Annotated in this window: 22 protein-coding genes; 21 read left to right on the top strand and 1 reads right to left on the bottom strand. The window is 60.4% G+C overall.

What is annotated here, in order from left to right; genetic code table 11:
- Positions 1-13: 13 nt before the first annotated feature.
- Positions 14-1,246 (bottom strand): MFS transporter, encoded by a 1,233-nt coding sequence (locus tag V9T28_RS11800; RefSeq protein ID WP_199499962.1) that lies wholly within the window; start codon positions 1,244-1,246, stop codon positions 14-16.
- A 588-nt stretch (positions 1,247-1,834) separates the two neighbouring features.
- Between V9T28_RS11800 and rpsL the strand changes: the two genes are divergently transcribed.
- From rpsL to rplF, 21 genes are all read left to right on the top strand, one after another.
- Positions 1,835-2,206, top strand: a complete 372-nt coding sequence (gene rpsL / locus V9T28_RS11795; RefSeq protein WP_116399141.1) for a 30S ribosomal protein S12 — start codon at positions 1,835-1,837, stop codon at positions 2,204-2,206.
- An 18-nt stretch (positions 2,207-2,224) separates the two neighbouring features.
- Positions 2,225-2,695 carry a 30S ribosomal protein S7 gene (gene rpsG, locus V9T28_RS11790; RefSeq protein ID WP_116399140.1) on the top strand — a complete coding sequence of 157 codons (471 nt, stop codon included), beginning with the start codon at positions 2,225-2,227 and terminating at the stop codon, positions 2,693-2,695.
- A gap of 30 nt (positions 2,696-2,725) precedes the next feature.
- Complete coding sequence (fusA, locus tag V9T28_RS11785) at positions 2,726-4,813, top strand: elongation factor G (protein ID WP_116399139.1); 2,088 nt, start codon at positions 2,726-2,728, stop codon at positions 4,811-4,813.
- A 71-nt stretch (positions 4,814-4,884) separates the two neighbouring features.
- Positions 4,885-6,075 carry an elongation factor Tu gene (tuf, locus tag V9T28_RS11780; protein WP_116399138.1) on the top strand — a complete coding sequence of 397 codons (1,191 nt, stop codon included), beginning with the start codon at positions 4,885-4,887 and terminating at the stop codon, positions 6,073-6,075.
- Positions 6,076-6,135: 60 nt separating this feature from the next.
- The gene (gene rpsJ / locus V9T28_RS11775; RefSeq protein ID WP_012384350.1) at positions 6,136-6,444 is read left to right on the top strand and encodes a 30S ribosomal protein S10; all 309 of its coding nucleotides are present in this window, start codon (positions 6,136-6,138) and stop codon (positions 6,442-6,444) included.
- Between the two features lie 93 nt (positions 6,445-6,537).
- Positions 6,538-7,260 carry a 50S ribosomal protein L3 gene (rplC, locus tag V9T28_RS11770; RefSeq protein WP_116399137.1) on the top strand — a complete coding sequence of 241 codons (723 nt, stop codon included), beginning with the start codon at positions 6,538-6,540 and terminating at the stop codon, positions 7,258-7,260.
- Positions 7,261-7,263: 3 nt separating this feature from the next.
- Positions 7,264-7,884 (top strand): 50S ribosomal protein L4, encoded by a 621-nt coding sequence (gene rplD / locus V9T28_RS11765; protein WP_116399136.1) that lies wholly within the window; start codon positions 7,264-7,266, stop codon positions 7,882-7,884.
- Positions 7,881-8,177: a 50S ribosomal protein L23 gene (locus tag V9T28_RS11760; protein WP_116399135.1), complete on the top strand. Its 297-nt coding sequence runs from the start codon at positions 7,881-7,883 to the stop codon at positions 8,175-8,177. Before rplD ends, V9T28_RS11760 begins: the two co-directional genes overlap by 4 nt.
- Before the next feature lie 21 nt (positions 8,178-8,198).
- Positions 8,199-9,038 carry a 50S ribosomal protein L2 gene (rplB, locus tag V9T28_RS11755; protein ID WP_116399134.1) on the top strand — a complete coding sequence of 280 codons (840 nt, stop codon included), beginning with the start codon at positions 8,199-8,201 and terminating at the stop codon, positions 9,036-9,038.
- 5 nt (positions 9,039-9,043) lie between these two features.
- Entirely contained in the window at positions 9,044-9,322 is a 279-nt protein-coding gene (rpsS, locus tag V9T28_RS11750; RefSeq protein WP_116399133.1) for a 30S ribosomal protein S19, read from the top strand.
- Positions 9,323-9,325: 3 nt separating this feature from the next.
- On the top strand, positions 9,326-9,709 hold the full coding sequence (gene rplV / locus V9T28_RS11745) for a 50S ribosomal protein L22 (RefSeq protein ID WP_116399132.1): 384 nt from the start codon (positions 9,326-9,328) through the stop codon (positions 9,707-9,709).
- A 10-nt stretch (positions 9,710-9,719) separates the two neighbouring features.
- A complete protein-coding gene (gene rpsC, locus V9T28_RS11740) occupies positions 9,720-10,445 on the top strand; it encodes a 30S ribosomal protein S3 (protein ID WP_116399131.1) in 726 nt (241 codons plus the stop codon).
- 39 nt (positions 10,446-10,484) lie between these two features.
- On the top strand, positions 10,485-10,898 hold the full coding sequence (rplP, locus tag V9T28_RS11735; protein ID WP_116399130.1) for a 50S ribosomal protein L16: 414 nt from the start codon (positions 10,485-10,487) through the stop codon (positions 10,896-10,898).
- Between the two features lie 12 nt (positions 10,899-10,910).
- On the top strand, positions 10,911-11,123 hold the full coding sequence (gene rpmC, locus V9T28_RS11730; protein ID WP_116399129.1) for a 50S ribosomal protein L29: 213 nt from the start codon (positions 10,911-10,913) through the stop codon (positions 11,121-11,123).
- Between the two features lie 12 nt (positions 11,124-11,135).
- Positions 11,136-11,372, top strand: a complete 237-nt coding sequence (rpsQ, locus tag V9T28_RS11725) for a 30S ribosomal protein S17 (protein WP_116399128.1) — start codon at positions 11,136-11,138, stop codon at positions 11,370-11,372.
- 224 nt (positions 11,373-11,596) lie between these two features.
- Entirely contained in the window at positions 11,597-11,965 is a 369-nt protein-coding gene (gene rplN, locus V9T28_RS11720; RefSeq protein ID WP_116399127.1) for a 50S ribosomal protein L14, read from the top strand.
- Positions 11,965-12,282, top strand: a complete 318-nt coding sequence (gene rplX / locus V9T28_RS11715) for a 50S ribosomal protein L24 (RefSeq protein ID WP_116399126.1) — start codon at positions 11,965-11,967, stop codon at positions 12,280-12,282. The genes rplN and rplX overlap by 1 nt, the downstream gene beginning before the upstream one ends.
- A complete protein-coding gene (gene rplE / locus V9T28_RS11710) occupies positions 12,275-12,925 on the top strand; it encodes a 50S ribosomal protein L5 (RefSeq protein WP_116399125.1) in 651 nt (216 codons plus the stop codon). The genes rplX and rplE overlap by 8 nt, the downstream gene beginning before the upstream one ends.
- Positions 12,926-12,965: 40 nt before the next feature.
- Positions 12,966-13,271 carry a 30S ribosomal protein S14 gene (rpsN, locus tag V9T28_RS11705; protein WP_116399124.1) on the top strand — a complete coding sequence of 102 codons (306 nt, stop codon included), beginning with the start codon at positions 12,966-12,968 and terminating at the stop codon, positions 13,269-13,271.
- Positions 13,272-13,283: 12 nt separating this feature from the next.
- Positions 13,284-13,676, top strand: coding sequence for a 30S ribosomal protein S8 (gene rpsH / locus V9T28_RS11700; RefSeq protein WP_116399123.1), 393 nt, complete (start codon positions 13,284-13,286; stop codon positions 13,674-13,676).
- Between the two features lie 20 nt (positions 13,677-13,696).
- Complete coding sequence (gene rplF / locus V9T28_RS11695; protein WP_116399122.1) at positions 13,697-14,230, top strand: 50S ribosomal protein L6; 534 nt, start codon at positions 13,697-13,699, stop codon at positions 14,228-14,230.
- The last annotated feature ends 5 nt before the right edge of the window (positions 14,231-14,235 follow it).

Genomic DNA, 14,235 nt, shown 5'->3' with positions numbered 1-14,235 from the left:
CGGGCGGCGCTGTTTACAAGGAATTGGCGCGGGAGGCTAGGGCGACTGTGTTCGGAGCTGGTTTCCGCGTCATCAGCGTCGCCGCGAGCAGTATGACGGCGAGAACGATCCAATCGGCCGTGTAGCTGCCGAAGAGGTCATGGAGGAGGCCGAGCAGGGCAGGGGAAAGACAGATGGTGATCTGATTGGCGGCCAGCGCCAATCCGAGTGCGAAGCCGACCCGGTCGGGCGGTGCGGCCTCGGCAAGATAAGCCACCCACGGCCCGTACCAGCCGATGCCGAAAAAGCCGACCCAAGCGGCGACCGGCACGAGATACAAAAGCGAGCCTGCGACCGGCACCAGCAGGGCGAGAAGACCCGCGGTGGTCGCGGCGAGGCAGCAGAACACCGGAAAGAATCGTCCCGATTTGGCGCGATCGCTCCAGGCCGCCAATACAATCCGGCCAATGACGCCGGCGACTTGCGTGACGAGTAGGACCAGGGCACCGTCGGGCAGGGCCATATGGTAGCGCTCGGTCAGATAGAGCGGCAGGAACAAGGTGATCGCAAATTGCGCCGACACCATCGTGATGCCGGCCCAGGCGATATTGCGGGTGCTGGGATGGCGCAGAAGCTCCATGCGCGGTGGCCGCGGCCCCCCGGGCGCCGCGGCCACCGCGCGGAAGTTCTCCGCATGATCCGGCGCCCGATAGAAGACCAGGAACAGCACGCCGCCGAACAAGGCGACGCAGGTGCTGGCGAAAAAGGCGCTGTGCCAGCCCCAGCGGGCTGCAATCACCGGCAGGCTCGCGACCGAGAGGGCGCCTCCGAGCGGCAGCCCGGCTTGGCGGATCCCCATGGCAAAGCCGCGTTGGGCCCGCTCGAACCAGACCGCAATCGATTTCGCGCCGCCGGGCTGGGCGGTGCTGTAGCCGGCCCCCAGCAGGATGAGGCAGAAAAGCAGGCCGACATAGCCGCCGGCGAGCGAGGCCAATCCCGAGGCAAGTGCGATCACCAGCGATCCTACCCCGACGATCCAGCGCTCGTTGAATCGGTCGAGCAGCTCGCCGACCACCAACAGGCCAAAAATGGGCGCCACCGAGGCTGACGACATCAGAAGCCCGATCTCGAAGCCGCTGAGGCCGAGGTCGGCTTTAATATAGCCGGCCAGCGCGCCAAACCCCTGGACGAGGAAGCTGGCGCTCGCCTGGGTGAGGGTGGCGACGGCCAGGATGGTCCAGCGATAGGAAGAGGTCGGATTTCGCATCGGCATCTTTAAAAGGGCTGCTCTTTCTCCTGTAGCACCAAAATCCCGTCCGCCGAACGCCAACGCGGAATGACAGTCTTGCATTTCGCTCGCGGGCGCCTGCTTACGAAAATAGAATCGCATTGCGACTCGATCTTGCGTGACACCGGGGCTTTGACCCGCTATTCCATCGCATCGCTGCAAGCCAAAAGCCGGATCGCCACCTTTTTGGGCAGATTTTGAGTCATTTCAGGCCTTTTTGCGCTGCAAAAGGACTTGACGAATGGGCGGCGCCCGACTAGTTTCCGCCCACTTTCGATAGGCAGTAGGTTTCACTTTTCCCGAGTGACTCGCTTGGGACGCAAGAAACCTAAACGCTGTCGGCCTCAATCTGCGACGTAAAAAGTCACTAAAGAACCCTATCGGGTTCGCTATGAGGCAAGATCTTGAGATGAAAATCTTCAAGGTCCTCTGCGGTTTTCGCGCTGGAAGTCCAGAAATGGGCTGATGGCGCAATTCGCTTTGCGTGCGGGCCTTGCCGGCATGGAAGGCGGTGAGGGTCCGACCCTCGAATGTTTGTTTTGAATTTCGTGTGACGAAGGGCGAACGATGCCGACAATTAGCCAGTTGATCCGCAAGCCGCGGCAACAGAAGACCTACCGGGAAAAGTCCCGCCATCTGGGCGCCTGCCCGCAGAAGCGTGGCGTGTGCACGCGCGTTTATACCACGACCCCGAAGAAGCCGAACTCGGCACTTCGTAAGGTTGCGAAGGTGCGCCTCACCAACGGGTTCGAGGTGATCGGCTATATCCCGGGTGAGGGCCACAACCTTCAGGAGCACTCCGTGGTCATGATCCGCGGCGGCCGCGTGAAGGATCTTCCCGGCGTTCGTTATCACATCCTGCGTGGCGTGCTCGATACGCAGGGCGTCAAGGACCGTAAGCAGCGCCGTTCGAAGTACGGCGCGAAGCGTCCGAAGTAAGATTTGTAGGAGCGAAGAATGTCGCGTCGTCATAGCGCTGAAAAGCGCGAGATTATCCCGGATCCGAAATTTCATGACATCATCGTCACGAAGTTCATGAATTCGATCATGTACGATGGCAAGAAGTCGGTCGCCGAATCGATCGTCTATGGCGCCTTCGATGTGATCGAAGCCAAAGTGAAGCAAGATCCGATCGTGGTGTTCCGCACGGCCCTTGAGAATGTCGCGCCGGCGATCGAAGTGCGTTCGCGCCGCGTCGGCGGTGCGACCTATCAGGTCCCGGTGGAAGTTCGCCAGGAGCGCCGTCAGGCTCTCGCGATCCGCTGGATCATCACCGCTGCTCGCGGCCGGAATGACAAGACCATGGTGGACCGTCTCTCGGCTGAGCTGATGGACGCAGCCAACAATCGTGGCAATGCCGTGAAGAAGCGTGAAGACACGCATCGCATGGCCGAAGCCAACCGCGCCTTCGCCCATTACCGCTGGTAATCAGCAGCTTTTTCGCCAAGGAACTTTCATATGGCCCGCCAATATCCTCTGAAGGACTACCGAAATTTCGGTATCATGGCGCATATCGACGCTGGCAAGACCACGACGACCGAGCGCATCCTTTACTATACCGGCAAGAGCCACAAGATCGGCGAAGTGCACGACGGCGCTGCGACCATGGACTTCATGGAGCAGGAGCAGGAGCGTGGCATCACCATCACCTCGGCTGCGACGACCGCCTTCTGGGAAGGTCGCGACGGCAAGAAGCACCGCTTGAACATCATCGACACCCCCGGCCACGTCGACTTCACCATCGAAGTCGAGCGCTCCTTGCGCGTGCTCGACGGTGCGGTGTGCGTGCTCGATTCCAACCAGGGTGTCGAGCCCCAGACCGAAACCGTTTGGCGCCAGGGCGACAAGTACAAAGTTCCGCGTATTGTCTTCTGTAACAAGATGGACAAGATCGGCGCCGACTTCTACCGCTGCATCGACGACATCAAGGTGCGTCTCGGCGCGCGTCCCATCGCGATCCAGCTCCCGATCGGCGCGGAAAACAATTACAAGGGCATCGTCGACCTCGTTCGTATGAAGGGCGTCGTCTGGGCTGAAGAATCGCTCGGCGCGAAGTTCGAGGACATCGAAATTCCGGCTGACCTGAAAGAGAAGGCCGTGGAATATCGCACGGCTCTCATCGAGGCCGCCGTCGAACTCGACGACGATGCGATGACGGCCTACCTCGATGGCCAGGAGCCGGACGAGGACACGCTGCGCAGGCTGATCCGCAAGGCCGTTCTGGTCGGCGCGTTCTACCCCGTTCTGTGCGGTTCGGCCTTCAAGAACAAGGGCGTGCAGCCGCTGCTCGACGCCGTTGTCGATTACCTGCCGTCGCCGATCGATCGCGGCGCGATCAAGGGCCTCGACTACAAGACCGGCGAAGAAACCGAGCGCAAGCCGTCGGATGACGAGCCGCTGTCGCTGCTGGCGTTCAAGATCATGGACGACAAATACGGCGTCCTGACCTTCGCACGTATCTATTCGGGCCGGCTTGAGAAGGGCATGCAGCTCCTCAACTCGACCCGCGAGAAGACCGATCGCGTCGGCCGCATGGTTCTCATGCACGCCAACGACCGTGAGGAAATCGCGGAAGCCTATGCGGGCGACATCGTGGCGCTGGTCGGCATGAAGGAAGCGCGCACCGGCGATACGCTGTGCGATCCGAACAAGGCCGTCGTCCTCGAGAAGATGGAATTCCCCGAGCCCGTGATCGAAATGGCCGTCGAGCCGAAGACCAAGGGCGACCAGGAAAAGATGGCCGAAGCGCTTATCAAGCTGGCTGCCGAAGATCCGTCGTTCCGCGTCTCGACCGATCAAGAATCGGGCCAGACGATCATCAAGGGCATGGGCGAACTGCATCTCGACATCAAGGTCGACATTCTGAAGCGTACCCATCGCGTGGAAGTGAATGTCGGCGCGCCGCAGGTTGCCTATCGCGAGAAGATCACGAAGCGCGTTGAAAAAGACTACACCCACAAGAAGCAGACCGGTGGTACCGGCCAGTTCGCGCGGGTCAAGTTCATTGTCGAGCCGAACGAGACCGCTAAGGGCTTCGAGTTCGAGTCGAAGATCGTCGGTGGTGCTGTTCCGAAGGAATACATCCCTGGCGTGGTCAAGGGTCTCGAGTCGGTTCTCGGCGCGGGCGTTCTTGCTGGCTTCCCGGTCGTCGACGTGAAGGTCTCGCTGATCGACGGTGCATATCACGAAGTGGACTCGTCGGCGCTCGCCTTCGAAATCGCTTCGCGTGCTGCTCTGCGCGAAGCGCTGCGTGAAGGCAATTCGGTTCTGCTCGAGCCGATCATGAAGGTCGAGGTGGTGACACCGGAAGACTATACGGGTTCAGTCATCGGCGACTTGAACTCGCGGCGTGGCCAGATCCAGGGCCAGGACATGCGCGGCAATGCCGTCATCGTCAACGCGATGGTGCCGCTTGCCAACATGTTCGGTTACGTCAACACATTGCGGTCGTTCTCGCAGGGTCGCGCAAGCTACTCGATGGTGTTCGATCACTACGCTGAAGTGCCGCGCAACGAGGCTGAAAAGATTCAGGCGAAATACGCTTAAAACTTAAGCGTATTTCGTCAAAAACCAACAAACGTTCCTTTTAAAGGAAAGATTGTAAGAGGAGCCCTTCCATGGCTAAGGAAAAGTTCGAACGCAACAAACCGCATTGCAACATCGGCACCATCGGTCACGTCGACCATGGCAAGACCTCGCTGACGGCTGCAATCACCAAGGTTCTCGCTGAGACCGGCGGTGCGACGTTCAAGGCATACGATCAGATCGACGCTGCGCCGGAAGAAAAGGCCCGCGGCATCACGATCTCGACCGCGCACGTCGAGTACGAGACCAAGGCGCGCCACTATGCGCACGTCGATTGCCCCGGCCACGCCGACTATGTGAAGAACATGATCACCGGCGCTGCCCAGATGGACGGCGCGATCCTCGTCGTGTCGGCTGCTGACGGCCCGATGCCGCAGACTCGCGAGCACATCCTGCTCGCCCGCCAGGTCGGCGTGCCGGCGCTCGTCGTGTTCATGAACAAGGTCGACATGGTCGACGATCCGGAGCTGCTCGAGCTCGTTGAACTCGAAGTTCGCGAACTTCTCTCGAAGTACGACTTCCCCGGCGACGACATTCCGATCACCAAGGGTTCGGCTCTGTGCGCGCTGGAAGACAAGCAGCCGGAAATCGGCCATGACGCCATCCTGAAGCTGATGCAGACGGTTGACGACTACATCCCGCAGCCGGAGCGTCCGATCGACCAGCCCTTCCTGATGCCGGTCGAAGACGTGTTCTCGATCTCGGGCCGTGGTACCGTTGTGACCGGCCGTGTCGAACGTGGCGTGATCAAGGTCGGTGAAGAAATCGAGATCGTCGGCCTGCGTCCGACCCAGAAGACCACCTGCACCGGCGTTGAAATGTTCCGCAAGCTGCTCGACCAGGGCCAGGCTGGCGACAACATCGGCGCGCTGCTCCGCGGCACGAAGCGCGAGGACGTCGAGCGCGGCCAAGTGCTCTGCAAGCCCGGCTCCGTCAAGCCGCACACGAAGTTCAAGGCAGAAGCTTACATTCTGACCAAGGAAGAGGGCGGTCGCCACACCCCGTTCTTCACGAACTATCGTCCGCAATTCTACTTCCGCACCACCGACGTGACCGGCATCGTGACGCTGCCGGCTGGCGTTGAAATGGTGATGCCGGGCGACAACATCGCCATGGACGTTTCGCTGATCGTTCCGATCGCGATGGAAGAGAAGCTCCGCTTCGCAATCCGTGAAGGTGGCCGCACCGTCGGCGCCGGCGTCGTTGCAAGCATCATCGAGTAATTTAGGCGAGATAGGTTGGCGGGCGTATGACCGCCCGCCAGCAGATCAGAGGATGAACCCATGAACGGTCAAAACATCCGGATTCGCCTGAAGGCGTTCGATCACCGGATCCTGGACACTTCGACGAAGGAAATCGTTTCCACGGCGAAGCGCACCGGGGCACAGGTACGCGGTCCCATTCCGCTGCCGACGAAGATCGAAAAATTCACGGTGAACCGTTCGCCGCACGTCGATAAGAAGTCGCGCGAACAGTTCGAGATCCGTACGCACAAGCGGGTTCTCGATATCGTTGATCCCACTCCGCAAACCGTCGACGCTTTGATGAAGCTCGACCTTGCGGCCGGTGTCGACGTCGAGATCAAGCTTTAAAGAGAGCGGCGCGTACCTTCTTTCGAAGGTGCTGCCGGAGTTTAGTTTGGGCGCCTCTTCCATCGTCGAATGCGCCTTGAAGGAATTGAACCCATGCGGTCAGGTGTTATCGCACAAAAGGTCGGTATGACCCGCATCTTCACGGATGCCGGGGAACATGTGCCGGTCACGGTTCTGAAGCTCGACGGCTGTCAAGTCGTTGCGCATCGGACCAAGGAACAGAACGGCTATACAGCCCTGCAGCTCGGCATCGGCCGCGCGAAGGTGAAGAACGTCTCCAAAGCGGAGCGCACTCGTTTCGCCGTCGCCAAGGTCGAGCCGAAGATGAAGCTCGCCGAATTTCGCGTGCCGGAAGACAATCTCATTCCGGTCGGCGCCGAGATCACGGCTGACCATTTCGTTGTCGGTCAATATGTCGATGTGACCGGCACGACGATCGGTAAGGGCTTCGCCGGCGGTATGAAGCGCTGGAACTTCGGTGGTCTGCGTGCGACGCACGGCGTGTCGGTGTCGCACCGTTCGATCGGTTCGACCGGTGGCCGTCAGGACCCAGGCAAGACCTTCAAGAACAAGAAGATGCCTGGCCACTTGGGTGTCGAGCGCGTCACCACCATGAACCTGCGCGTCGTCCAGACGGACGTCGAGCGCGGCCTCGTGCTGGTCGAAGGCTCCGTTCCGGGCCACGCGGGCAATTACATCTTCATCCGCGACGCGGTGAAGAAGGCATTGCCGAAGGATGTGCCGGTTCCCGGCAAGTTCCGCCTTGCTGCGAGCGAAGCCGCTCCGGCCGAAGAACCCGCCAAGACGGAGGCCTAAGCGATGAAGATCGATATCACCTCCCTGAACGGCACCGCTGCCGGTTCGCTCGATCTCAGCGATGAGATTTTCGGCCTCGAACCGCGCCAGGATCTGATTGCCCGCATGGTGCGCTACCAGCTCGCCAAGCGCCGCGCTGGCACCCACGCAGTGCAGAACCGCGCCGACGTGGCCCGCACGGGCAAGAAAATGTACAAGCAGAAGGGCACCGGCGGTGCTCGTCACGGTTCGGCCCGCGTGCCGCAATTCCGTGGCGGTGGCCGCGCCTTCGGTCCCGTCGTGCGCGATCACGCCCACGATATGCCGAAGAAGGTGCGTGCTCTCGCCCTCCGCCATGCGCTTTCGGCCAAGGTGAAGGACGGCGGCTTGATCGTGATTGCCGACGGCAATGCGATGGAAGCAAAGACCAAGGCGCTCGCAGCGCAGTTCGACAAGCTCGGCCTGCACAGCGCGCTGATCATCGATGGTGTGGAACCGGCGCAGAACCTGCAGCTGGCCGCCCGCAACATCCCCCACATCGACGTTCTCCCGGTTCAGGGCATCAACGTCTATGACATTCTGCGCCGCGAGAAGCTCGTGCTGACCAAGGCTGCTGTTGATGCGTTGGAGGCGCGTTTCAAATGAGCCACGATACGCGCCATTATGACGTGATCGTTTCGCCGGTCATCACGGAAAAGGCAACGATCGCTGCCGAATCCAATAAGGTTGTGTTCAAGGTTGCCAAGAACGCAACGAAGGTCGAGATCAAGGCCGCTGTTGAGAAGCTGTTCAACGTCAAGGTTGAATCGGTCAACACGCTGGTCCGCAAGGGCAAGAACAAGGTGTTCCGCGGTGTGCGCGGGCAGCAGTCGGATGTGAAGAAGGCCGTTGTGACCCTCGCCGAGGGCCACTCGATCGACATCACGACCGGTCTGTGAGCAGGTTAGGAGCAGATTGAAATGGCACTGAAGACATTCAAGCCGATCACTCCGGGCCTGCGTCAGCTCGTGATCGTCGACCGCAGCGAACTCTACAAGGGCAAGCCGGTCAAGACGCTGACCGAGGGTAAGACCTCGAGCGGTGGACGCAACAATAACGGCCGTATCACCGTTCGTTTTCGCGGTGGTGGACACAAGCAAACGTACCGCATCATCGACTTCAAGCGCCGCAAGCTTGATGTGGTGGCTAAGGTTGAGCGTTTGGAATATGATCCAAACCGCACTTCCTTCATCGCGCTGATCAAATACGCGGATGGCGAGCAGGCTTACATCATCGCGCCGCAGCGTCTGTCCGTCGGCGACGAAGTGGTCGCAGGCAACCAGGTCGACGTGAAGCCGGGCAATGCGATGCCGCTTGCCAGCATGCCGGTCGGCACGATCGTGCATAACGTCGAGATGAAGATCGGTAAGGGCGGCGCCATGGCCCGCTCGGCCGGGACTTATGCGCAGGTTGTGGGTCGCGACCAGGGCTACGTCATCGTCCGCCTCAACTCGGGCGAGCAGCGTCTCATCCATGGCCAGTGCTTCGGCACGGTCGGTGCGGTTTCAAATCCGGACCACATGAACGCGTCGCTCGGCAAGGCTGGCCGTAAGCGCTGGCTCGGTCGTAAACCGCACAACCGCGGTGTCACGATGAACCCTGTCGACCATCCGCACGGCGGTGGTGAAGGCCGCACCTCGGGTGGCCGTCATCCGGTCTCGCCGTGGGGCAAGCCGACCAAGGGCAAGAAGACCCGCAGCAACAAGTCAACCACCAAATTCATTGTGACCTCGCGTCACAAGAGCAAGAAGAAGGGCTGATCTCTATGGCACGCTCGATCTGGAAAGGTCCGTTTGTTGACGGATACCTTCTCAAGAAGGCGGACGCCGCTCGCGGCTCCGGCCGCGCGGAAGTCATCAAGATCTGGAGCCGTCGCTCCACGATCCTGCCGCAGTTTGTCGGCCTGACTTTTGGCGTCTACAACGGTCAAAAACACGTTCCGGTCACCGTGACCGAGGACATGATTGGCCACAAGTTCGGTGAATTCTCTCCGACGCGGACCTATTATGGCCACGCGGCGGACAAGAAAGCGAAGAAGGGCTAAGACATGTCGAAGTCGAAGACTCCTCGCGCTTTGAAGGACAACGAAGCCAAGGCGGTGGCGCGCATGCTGCGCGTCAGCCCGCAGAAGCTCAACCTGCTCGCGCAGCTCATCCGCGGCAAGAAGGTGGCGACGGCCCTGGCCGACCTCGAATTCTCGCAGAAGCGCATTTCGGGCGACGTGCGTAAGACGCTGGAAAGCGCCATTGCGAACGCCGAAAACAATCACAGCCTCGATGTCGACGACCTGATCGTCGCCGAGGCGCATGTCGGCAAGGCGCTTGTCATGAAGCGCTTCCATGCACGGGCACGCGGCCGCGCTGGCCGGGTCGAGAAGCCATTCTCGAACCTGACCATCGTCGTTCGCGAAGTCCAGGCGAAGTCGGCATAAGGAGAGAGACATGGGTCAGAAGGTCAATCCGATCGGTCTTCGTCTTGGCATCAACCGCACGTGGGATTCGCGCTGGTTCGCCAACAAGGGCGAGTACGGCAAGCTCCTGCATGAGGACATGAAGATCCGCGAGGTTCTGATGAAGAACCTGAAGCAGGCGGCCGTGTCCAAGATCATCATCGAGCGTCCGCACAAGAAGTGCCGCGTGACAATTCACTCGGCGCGTCCGGGCGTGGTGATCGGCAAGAAGGGCGCCGACATCGACAAGATCCGCAAGACGGTCGCGAAGCTGACGCAGTCGGAAGTCGTGATCAACATCGTCGAAGTGCGCAAGCCGGAAATCGATGCGACGCTGGTTGCCGATTCGATCGCGCAGCAGCTCGAGCGCCGCGTGGCGTTCCGCCGTGCCATGAAGCGCGCCGTGCAATCGGCGATGCGTCTGGGCGCGGAAGGCATCCGCATCAACTGCTCGGGCCGTCTGGGCGGCGCGGAAATCGCGCGTCTCGAATGGTACCGCGAAGGCCGCGTGCCGCTGCACACCCTGCGCGCCGATGTCGATTACGGCGTTGGCACCGCGCATACGGCTTACGGCACCTGCGGCATCAAGGTTTGGATCTTCAAGGGCGAAATCCTCGAGCACGATCCGATGGCTCAGGACAAGCGCCAGGCTCAGGCCGATAACACCGGCGGTGGCGGCGAGCGCCGTCGCGAGCGCCGTGATCGCGACGCGGCTTAATCGCCGCGGATCGCTTAAGCTATTTTGAGAGTATGAACCATGTTGCAACCTAAGCGCACCAAGTTCAGAAAGGCCTTCAAAGGCCGCATTCGCGGCAATGCGAAGGGCGGTTTTGAGCTGAACTTCGGTCAATTCGGCCTGAAAGCGCTGGAGCCGGATCGTATCACGGCCCGCCAGATCGAGGCTGCCCGCCGCGCCCTCACGCGTCACATGAAGCGTGCCGGCCGCGTGTGGATCCGGGTGTTCCCGGATGTGCCCGTTTCGAAGAAGCCGACCGAAGTCCGTATGGGTAAGGGTAAGGGCGCTCCGGAATTGTGGGCGGCACGCGTCGCTCCGGGCCGTATCATGTTCGAGCTCGACGGCGTGCCGGTCGAACTCGCGCGTGAGGCTCTGACCCTTGCTGCGGCAAAATTGCCGATCAAGACGCGCTTTGTTCAGCGCATCGCCGAGTAAGGAGCGAATGATATGAAAGCGAAGCAACGCCTCGGCGAACTCAAGACGATGTCGGAGGACCAGCTCTCCGACGAAGTCTTGAAGCTGAAGAAAGAACAATTCAACCTGCGCTTCCGCAAGGCCACCGGTCAGCTCGAGAATCCCTCGCGCATGAAGGAAGCGCGCCGCGAGATCGCTCGCGCCAAGACCATTGCGACGGCCAAGGCCGCTGCGAAGAAAGCCTAAGGGTCGTTTATTATGCCGAAGCGTATTCTCCAGGGTGTCGTCGTCAGCGACAAGCAGGACAAGACGGTTGTCGTGAAGGTCGAGCGCCGTTTCACGCATCCGCTGCTCAAGAAGACGGTGCGCCGTTCGAAGAACTATCATGCTCACGACGAGCATAAGAAATTCAAGGTTGGCGACGTCGTCGAAATCGAAGAGACGCGTCCAATCTCGAAGCTCAAGAGCTGGGTTGTCGTCGATCCGACGGCCTAAGCTTAATTGGGATTTGGGAAAAGTTTGATGGGCCGCGCCTGTCGCGGTCCCCTATCGCTGATCCCGCCAAGAGATATGCATTTTCATTGGGAAGGTTTTTGCCTTTTCCGATGGAAATGTTCTTGTTTTCATTCAAGGGAACCTCTATAGAGGCGCCCTTCGGACGAAGTCCGGCATGGGAAGGGCCCTGTCGGAAACCGATCTGAGACGAAAGGCTAAAAGCCATGATTCAGATGCAGACGAACCTCGACGTCGCGGATAATTCCGGCGCGCGTCGCGTGATGTGCATCAAGGTTTTGGGCGGCTCCAAGCGTAAATACGCTGGCGTCGGCGACATTATCGTAGTGTCCATCAAGGAAGCCATTCCACGCGGTCGCGTGAAGAAGGGCGACGTCATGAAGGCGGTTGTCGTACGCACCGCCAAGGATATCAAGCGCGCCGATGGTTCGGTGATCCGCTTCGACAACAACGCAGCCGTGCTGATCAACAATCAGTCCGAGCCCGTCGGCACCCGTATCTTCGGACCGGTTCCGCGCGAATTGCGCGCCAAGAACCACATGAAGATCATCTCGCTTGCGCCGGAGGTGTTGTAATGGCCGCGAAGATTAAAAAGGGCGACAAGGTCGTCGTTCTCGCCGGTCGCGACAAGGGTCGCTCCGGTGAGGTTCTGCGCGTCATTCCGGCGGAAGACCGTGCGGTCGTGTCCGGGGTCAATGTGGTGAAGCGCCATACGCGCCCGAGCCAGACCCAGGAAGGTGGCATCATCTCCAAGGAAGCCGCGATTCATTTGTCCAACCTCGCGCTGGCCGATCCCAAGACCGGCAAGCCGACCCGCGTTGGTTTCAAGACGCTCGAAGACGGCCGCAAGGTTCGTTTCGCCAAGACTTCAGGAGATCTGATCGATGGCTGAGGAAAAGAAAGCAAAGCCGGCGGCTAAGCCGGAAGCCGCAGCCAAGCCCTCGAAGAAGACGCTCTCGGTTGCTGGCGAGCAGGGCGCTGTCCCCGCCGATTACGTGCCGCGCCTCAAGAAGCACTATCTCGAGGTCGTGCGTCCGGCGCTGATCAAGCAGTTCGGTTACAAGAACGAGCTCGAAGTGCCGGTGATCGAGAAGATCGTGCTCAACATGGGCGTTGGCGAAGCCGTGAACGACACCAAGAAGGTGACGACGGCCGCGGCCGACCTGGCGCTCATCGCTGGTCAGAAGCCGGTGATCACCCGGGCCCGCAAGGCAATCTCGACCTTCAAGGTGCGCGAGAACATGCCGATCGGCGCGAAGGTGACGCTGCGCAAGCAGCGCATGTTCGAATTTTTGGACCGTCTGGTCACGATCGCGCTGCCGCGCGTGCGCGACTTCCGCGGTCTGAACCCCAAGTCGTTTGACGGCCGTGGCAACTACGCCCTCGGCATCAAGGAGCACATCGTGTTCCCGGAAATCGACTACGACAAGGCTGAATCGATGCTGGGCATGGACATCGTGGTTTGCACGACGGCCAAGACCGACGACGAAGCCCGTGCGCTCCTGCGCGCGTTCAACTTCCCGTTCCGGCAGTGAGCGCCTGACGGCTCTCAAACGCGGACACCAGAGGTGACTCATGGCAAAAAAGAGTTCAATTGAAAAGAATCAACATCGCGCAAAGCTGGCGAAGAAGTTCGCCGCACGCCGCGCGAAGCTGAAGGCGATTGCCAACGACAAATCGCTCAGCATGGAAGAGCAGTTCAACGCGCGCCTCAAGCTCGCCGAACTGCCGCGCAACTCGGCGATCAATCGCGTGCGGAACCGCTGCGAAGTGACCGGCCGTCCGCGCGCCTACAACCGCAAGCTCAAGATGTCGCGTATCGCGCTGCGTGAATTGGGCAACAAGGGCCTGATTCCTGGCCTCGTCAAGTCGAGCTGGTAAGGAGCAGATGCGATGAACGATCCTTTGGGCGATATGCTCACCCGCATCCGCAATGCACAGATGCGCGGCAAGGGCAAGGTGGTAACCCCGGGCTCGCGCCTGCGTCAGAACGTTCTCGACGTTCTGCAGAGCGAGGGCTATATCCGTGGCTATTCCACGACTGAATACGGCAATGGCCGCACCGAGTTCGAAATCGAGCTAAAGTATCACGAGGGCGAACCCGTGATCCGCGAGATTTCGCGCGTCTCGAAGCCGGGCCGCCGCGTTTACGCGGCTGTCAGCGCAATGCCTCGCGTTGCCAACGGCCTCGGCATCACCATTGTCTCGACGCCGAAAGGCGTCATGGCCGATCACAACGCTCGCGAACAGAATGTTGGCGGCGAAGTGCTCTGCAAAGTGTTCTGAGCGAGAAAGGGGAAACAACCATGTCTCGTGTCGGTAAGAAGCCTGTTGCCATCCCGTCCGGCGTCACCGCAAAGGTCGACGGCCAGACGATTGCCCTCAAGGGCGGCAAGGGCGAACTCAAATTCGTCGTGCCGGACGACGTGTCGGTCTCGATGGAAGACGGTGCCGTTGCTGTGGCGCCGCGTTCCGAGACCAAGCGCGCCCGCGCCATGTGGGGCATGTCCCGCGCCCAGATCAACAATCTGGTGCGGGGTGTGACCACGGGTTTCGAAAAGAAGCTCGAAATCACCGGCGTCGGCTATAAGGCAGCGGTTGCAGGCAAGAACCTGCAGCTCTCGCTGGGCTATAGCCACGACATCAACTATCCGATCCCTGCTGGCGTCACGATCGTGACCCCGAAGCCGACTGAAATCACCATTTCCGGCATCGACAAGCAGCAGGTCGGGCAAGTTGCCGCCGAAATCCGCAGCTATCGCGGCCCCGAACCCTATAAGGGCAAGGGCGTCAAGTATGCAGGCGAATTCATCTTCCGCAAGGAAGGTAAGAAGAAGTAAGGAGC

Source organism: Methylovirgula sp. 4M-Z18, from assembly GCF_037890675.1.
In the GTDB taxonomy this organism is placed as follows: Bacteria; Pseudomonadota; Alphaproteobacteria; order Rhizobiales; family Beijerinckiaceae; genus 4M-Z18.
Note: the sequence above shows the minus strand (reverse complement) of the source record. Positions and strands in the feature narration are given on the sequence as shown.